At 42.3% G+C, this 4,731-nt stretch carries 5 protein-coding genes; 1 reads left to right on the top strand and 4 read right to left on the bottom strand.

Annotated features, from left to right (window positions below; genetic code table 11):
* Positions 1-529 (top strand): metal-binding protein (locus PX484_RS14160; RefSeq protein ID WP_288104348.1); only part of this gene is annotated, 529 nt, incomplete at its 5' end.
* A gap of 19 nt (positions 530-548) precedes the next feature.
* Here PX484_RS14160 and PX484_RS14155 read toward each other — a convergent pair.
* The 4 genes from PX484_RS14155 to PX484_RS14140 form a co-directional block, all read right to left on the bottom strand.
* Positions 549-2,069: an ArnT family glycosyltransferase gene (locus PX484_RS14155; protein WP_287765519.1), complete on the bottom strand. Its 1,521-nt coding sequence runs from the start codon at positions 2,067-2,069 to the stop codon at positions 549-551.
* Between the two features lie 78 nt (positions 2,070-2,147).
* On the bottom strand, positions 2,148-2,960 hold the full coding sequence (gene proC / locus PX484_RS14150; RefSeq protein ID WP_123230106.1) for a pyrroline-5-carboxylate reductase: 813 nt from the start codon (positions 2,958-2,960) through the stop codon (positions 2,148-2,150).
* Positions 2,961-3,085: 125 nt separating this feature from the next.
* Positions 3,086-3,658 carry a cell division protein SepF gene (locus PX484_RS14145; RefSeq protein WP_287765517.1) on the bottom strand — a complete coding sequence of 191 codons (573 nt, stop codon included), beginning with the start codon at positions 3,656-3,658 and terminating at the stop codon, positions 3,086-3,088.
* Between the two features lie 348 nt (positions 3,659-4,006).
* Positions 4,007-4,666: a YggS family pyridoxal phosphate-dependent enzyme gene (locus tag PX484_RS14140; protein WP_287765514.1), complete on the bottom strand. Its 660-nt coding sequence runs from the start codon at positions 4,664-4,666 to the stop codon at positions 4,007-4,009.
* Positions 4,667-4,731 lie beyond the last annotated feature (65 nt).

Raw genomic sequence — 4,731 nt, 5'->3', positions numbered from 1 at the left:
TGGTCGAACTCACGATCGCATTACCCTAATTTTGCTGCCACCGATTGCGGGGGCGAGTTTTTTGGTCAGTGGCAGTGGTAAATTAACCCTGTTACTCTTGGCCAGTTATTTGTTTAGCGGATTCCTGTTTGGACCAGATCTTGACATCCACTCGGTACAGTACAAACGTTGGGGTTATCTGCGCTGGTTGTGGCTACCCTATCGTTCCATGATCCGTCATCGCGGTTGGTTATCCCACGGTTTATTGATCGGCACAATTTTTCGGTTATTTTACTTCGGTAGTTTTCTTTTACTAGCGGCGATCGTCATCATTCCGCTCCTGCAAAGTTTCTGGGGTATAGACTGGGATTGGCGACTGTGGCCGCAGCAAGCGATCGCATTATGGCAACAGTATCCCCGGGTAGCGATCGCTATTTTCCTTGGTTTAGAATTAGGGGCAATGAGTCATAGTTGTAGTGATTGGATCGGATCGGCCTACAAACGTTCTCGAAAAGTGGCTCAAAAACCGGTAAAAAAGAAAAAACGTTAATAGTCCCCGTCCACAATTTCTAATTAGCCTTACTTTGATATTCTTGCCAAGTTTTCGGACTGATAAAGAGAGTTCCTTTTTCTTGCTGGTCGGGAAACTGGATATAATTTTTCTCTAAATAATCCCTGAGTTTTGGTGATTGCATAAAATCCTTTTCAAATCGATAAAGAAAAACCAAATCTGGCTGTCTTTTTTCGATAACTTCTAGGATAAAATCCCCATCAAGATTCTGATTGATAAATCTCTTTCTGGTGATGACGGCAGTTTCTGGGGGTGTTTTCAAGAAATACTGATATATGTAGTGAGGATTATCGGTTAACAGAAGTTTCTCGGAGTTTTTAAATTTTTCAAACACAGCTTCTGCTAAAAGAGGTTTATACCTTTTGTTAAATTGAACGTAGGCATTAATTGAGGGATCACGATTGGTGATTATTCTTAAGGTATTAAAGAGAAATTGACCAGAAAGGGGAAGAAAAATCAGCATTTTGAGAACTAATTTCCTGGTTATTTTTCGATTTTGCCTAAATTCCCCGAGGCTATCAGTAATTTTTAACTGTTCGACAAATAAGGCAATTATCCAAACGGCAGGAATAATTAAATGGATATAATAATAAGGCCAAATTGGGGCGACTGTGGCAAATCTAAATAGATTAGAACCCAACCAGATCAAGGGCGGTAAAAGTGGTATTATATTGCGAGTAAAAACCATCGCTATAATAGCGATCACTGTGACGATTAGATAAATTGGTTCGTGTTGTAGGGCGCTTTGTAAGAGAGTCCATAAGGTGAGATTTTCTTCACCGAAACTAGCGGCAACAATAACATGAGATTTAATAATATTTTCGTAGGAAAAAGGAAAAATAGTCAGGGAACCTAAGACAAAGACTAAAACGACAGCGACTGACCAAATAACAATATCAATGATTCTTTTAATAAAACTATTCTGTTGATTGAGAAAAATAATTAAAGCTACAGTTGGGATAATAGTAATGCCCGAAAGTTTAATTTGCAGGGAAAAAACCAAAGCAATGGCACTGAGTAAATACAGTCCATACTTAAGCTTACCCGTGAATTTAACGGCTTTAAAGATGATAAAAATACTTAAAATTGTAAAAAAAAGTGAGGGTAACTCCCGCAACATTGTCGTTGACAGGGTAATATAAACTAGACAGGTTGAGAGAATAAATACCGATAAACAAGAAGCCAATATTCCGCAATTAACTCTCAGAATTAGATAAAAAATCCCTAACATAATTGTGGATAAAGAAAGCACCATAAGGCGGGCGGCATGGATAGTAAATCCTGTCACGCTTAACCAACCATTTAGTAAAAGAGATAAACCCGATAAATGATCGTGCCAAACTTGTTCGTAGAGACGATAACCTTGTTTAGTGACGTAGGCAAGTACCATGGCCACCGCTTCATCAAAATTAAGGATATAGGGATAATGAAGCGGGACTTTCCAGAAAACAATCCCCAGAAAAAAAGCTGCAATGGCAATTAATGCCATTAAATCAAAACGATAAGATTTCTTATTCATAACTTTTTCTGGACAAGAATTGCTGCGTATCTTATCACAGATTGAGACATCAGTTATGGGTTAAAAAAGATACAAAGATTACTTTTCAGAACTACGCCCTAAATCTTTAGATCTATGATAGGCCGCCACCACTGCCTCGATAATAGTCGATCGAAAAGAGCCTTTTTCTAATTGTCTCACCCCGGCAATCGTCGTTCCCCCAGGGCTAGTGACGCGATCCTTTAATTCCCCCGGATGTATGGCCGATTCTTTTAATAGGGTTGCCGTCCCCAAAACTGTTTCTATAGCTAATTGAGATGCGATCGCTCGCGGTAATCCAGCCGCCACACCACCATCGCTTAAAGCTTCCACCATCAAGGCCACAAATGCCGGACCCGATCCCGATAATCCCGTTACCGCGTCCATCAAAGCTTCGGGAACTTCCACCACCGAACCGACCGCGGCAAAAATATCTCTGGCTACGGCCAGATGTTCCGGTTCCGCATGACGACCAGATGCGATCGCTGTAACCCCTTGTCCCACCGTGGCCGGGGTATTGGGCATCGTCCGGATGACGGGGCGATCGGGAAAGCCCATTTCTAAGCGATTGAGGGTAACTCCCGCTAAAATCGAGATAATTAGGGGTTTTTCGGGTATTCCTAGCAAACTATTCACTACTTGCTCTAAAATTTGCGGTTTTACCGCTAAGATTAACACCTCAGTTGCCCTAGCAGCTTCCCGGTTATCCTCACTGACTTGCACTCCATAGGTATTAACCCAAAAGTTGCGCCGTTGGGACTGGGGTTCACTGACTAACACCGTTTCTGGACTATAAACATTTTTTTTTAATAAACGGCTGAGAATGGCCTCGGCCATCACTCCACCGCCAATAATTCCTAAACGAATAGACACAGTATTTTTTAAAGTAAAAAGTAAAAAAGAGAGATTTAGCTATCCTACCAAGAAAAAACGCATCCTCTCGATAAATCGATCGATTTCTAGCTTCGACAAACCTGACGAGAGGACTATGGAAGGATTCATTGAGCTAATCGACTGCTTTCGGCTGCCCAAGCAGGTGTGGAGGAAACGGGACGAGCTATTTTCGGGTTATCGGTGATATCGTGAATAGTTCCGGAAAGGGTGCTAACTTTAACGCAGCTGGGGGTAAATAGGAAAATACTCTCACCGATGCGTTCTTGATGACCATCAATTGCATAAGTGCCACCGGCGACAAAATCCACGGCTCTTTGTGCCTCTTCGGGATCCATGACGTTGAGGTTTAAAACCACCGATTTGCGTTCTCTCAGGGTTTGGATAACTTGGGGCATTTCCTCGAAGGAATGGGGCTCGATCACGACCACTTCTGCATTATTGTTGTTAATACCTGGCATACCGATCACGTTGCTTCTGTTGAGTCCCATAGATGTGGCTGTACTGAGATTTAAAGGTTCGCGTTGACGACGATTGAGGGGATCTTCTTCTTCGTTTTGACCCCTATCTTGGGGGGAAGACTTTTCCCAGTTCATTTCTTCGTAGTCGGTTTCGTCTTCGTCTTCCGGTTGTTCGGAGATACCGACAAAATCTTTGAGTTTGGTAAAAATGTTGTTCACAGTCTAAGTGTCCTTCAAAAGATTTTTTTGGGTGGTCTTGGCCAGAGTCGGGGTTGTTTTAGTTACCCTTAAAAATTTTGGCTCTCACTTGGTACAGGAGAACTATTTTGTTAAGGGGGCATCCATCTAGTTGATGGAACTAAATTTTTCCTTCTAGTCGTCTGGGGGCAGCGGTTAGTTCCCTCTTTTCAGTTATCAGTTATCAGGGGATAGTTTTTAGGGATTGGGAAAAAGTCAATTCCTCATTGCTAACCAGCAACTTCTAGACTAGACGCTGTAATTTTAAGATATATTATCACCGATTATTAAAATTTCTAGAGGTTTTTTCTGTAAATTTACGGCGATGGTTTAATAAATGCGATCGCCGAAGATGCCAGTTCCCACCCGGATCAAAGTGGCTCCGGCCTTGATGGCCAGAGGATAATCGTTAGACATCCCCATGGATAGATGAGGCAGGCATAAACTAGAGCTATTCTCGATTATTTGGGCTAAATCGCTGGTTTTTTCAAAGGCGGCTAACTTTTCCCCGGCGGATAATCCCTGGGGCAGAATTGTCATCAAACCCTGAATTTTTAGCTGTTGACAGTTGACTAAATCGGTAATATCTGCCAGTAATTCGGCCTTGTCCCAACCGAACTTATCGGGATCGGGGACAACTTTCACCTGTAGCAAAACTTGGGGATTAATCTCTAATTCCGCCGCTAGACGATCGAGTCTTTGGGCTAATTTTAAACTATCGAGGGAATGAATTAAATCAAAAGATTCTAGGACTTTGCGGGCTTTATTTGCCTGTAGATGCCCGATAAAGTGCCAAGAAATATCTGGCAGGTCTTTTAGTTCTTGCTGCTTCGAGATTGCTTCCTGTAGCTTACTTTCAGCAAAATCTCTCACTCCTGCCCGGTAAGCTTGACGGATATAATCGCTCGATACCTGTTTACTGACGGCAATCAGGCGCGTGGAGGGGGGTAGGGTAAGACGGATTGACTCGATACGACTAGCGATCGTCATGAACTAGACTGAAAAGGTTTGTTGATAAGTTTGGTTGAGACTGTTAAATTCTTGCACATTACTGC

Source organism: Microcystis sp. M49636_WE2 (assembly GCF_030065375.1).
Taxonomy (GTDB): domain Bacteria; phylum Cyanobacteriota; class Cyanobacteriia; order Cyanobacteriales; family Microcystaceae; genus Microcystis; species Microcystis aeruginosa_C.
The sequence above is the reverse complement of the archived record's forward strand: the minus strand, read 5'-3'. Positions and strand labels throughout refer to the sequence as shown.

Excerpts from the sequence above, each read along its gene's own strand:
- PX484_RS14155 (WP_287765519.1), bottom strand. The coding sequence starts at position 2,069 with ATGAATAAGAAATCTTATCGTTTTGATTTAATGGCATTAATTGCCATT.
- PX484_RS14140 (WP_287765514.1), bottom strand. The coding sequence starts at position 4,666 with ATGACGATCGCTAGTCGTATCGAGTCAATCCGTCTTACCCTACCCCCC.